General features: G+C 54.7%; 1 rRNA gene. It reads left to right on the forward strand.

The window, feature by feature from the left end:
* Positions 1-70: 70 nt before the first annotated feature.
* Positions 71-1,632 (forward strand): 16S ribosomal RNA (locus JCM13188_RS17115).
* Positions 1,633-1,646: the final 14 nt, after the last annotated feature.

The following is a 1,646-nucleotide window of genomic DNA, read 5'->3' on the forward strand; positions in this document are numbered from 1 at the left end:
GTCAATTCACGTTTTTTACTCGGATTGGCGAGTCAAAAACGATTTAACTATTTAAGCCAATCAAACTACTTTTATGGAGAGTTTGATCCTGGCTCAGGACGAACGCTGGCGGCGTGCCTAATACATGCAAGTCGAGCGCGGGAAGCAGACTGAATCCTTCGGGAGGACGTCTGTGGAACGAGCGGCGGACGGGTGAGTAACACGTGGGCAACCTGCCTGTAAGACTGGGATAACTCCGGGAAACCGGGGCTAATACCGGATAACTCATCGGATCGCATGATCCGATGTTGAAAGATGGCTTCTTGCTATCACTTACAGATGGGCCCGCGGCGCATTAGCTAGTTGGTGAGGTAACAGCTCACCAAGGCCACGATGCGTAGCCGACCTGAGAGGGTGATCGGCCACACTGGGACTGAGACACGGCCCAGACTCCTACGGGAGGCAGCAGTAGGGAATCATCCGCAATGGACGAAAGTCTGACGGTGCAACGCCGCGTGAGTGAGGAAGGCCTTCGGGTCGTAAAACTCTGTTGTTAGGGAAGAACAAGTTCCGTTCGAATAGGGCGGAGCCTTGACGGTACCTAACCAGAAAGCCACGGCTAACTACGTGCCAGCAGCCGCGGTAATACGTAGGTGGCAAGCGTTGTCCGGAATTATTGGGCGTAAAGCGCGCGCAGGCGGTTCCTTAAGTCTGATGTGAAATCTTGCGGCTCAACCGCAAGCGGTCATTGGAAACTGGGGAACTTGAAGACAGAAGAGGAGAGCGGAATTCCACGTGTAGCGGTGAAATGCGTAGAGATGTGGAGGAACACCAGTGGCGAAGGCGGCTCTCTGGTCTGTGCTTGACGCTGAGGCGCGAAAGCGTGGGGAGCGAACAGGATTAGATACCCTGGTAGTCCACGCCGTAAACGATGAGTGCTAGGTGTTAGGGGGTTCCACCCTTAGTGCTGCAGTTAACGCAATAAGCACTCCGCCTGGGGAGTACGGCCGCAAGGCTGAAACTCAAAGGAATTGACGGGGGCCCGCACAAGCGGTGGAGCATGTGGTTTAATTCGAAGCAACGCGAAGAACCTTACCAGGTCTTGACATCCTCGGACCACCCTAGAGATAGGGTCTTCCCTTCGGGGACCGAGTGACAGGTGGTGCATGGTTGTCGTCAGCTCGTGTCGTGAGATGTTGGGTTAAGTCCCGCAACGAGCGCAACCCTTAACCTTAGTTGCCAGCATTCAGTTGGGCACTCTAAGGTGACTGCCGGTGACAAACCGGAGGAAGGTGGGGATGACGTCAAATCATCATGCCCCTTATGACCTGGGCAACACACGTGCTACAATGGATGGTACAATGGGCCGCGAAGCCGCGAGGTGAAGCAAATCCCAAAAAGCCATTCTCAGTTCGGATTGTAGGCTGCAACTCGCCTGCATGAAGCCGGAATCGCTAGTAATCGTGGATCAGCATGCCACGGTGAATACGTTCCCGGGCCTTGTACACACCGCCCGTCACACCACGAGAGTTGGTAACACCCGAAGTCGGTGGGGTAACCTTTTGGAGCTAGCCGCCGAAGGTGGGACCAATGATTGGGGTGAAGTCGTAACAAGGTAGCCGTATCGGAAGGTGCGGCTGGATCACCTCCTTTCTAAGGAAGATAAC

Origin of the sequence: Piscibacillus salipiscarius JCM 13188, assembly GCF_001311865.1 — a bacterium.
Taxonomy (GTDB): Bacteria; Bacillota; Bacilli; order Bacillales; family Alkalibacillaceae; genus Piscibacillus; species Piscibacillus salipiscarius.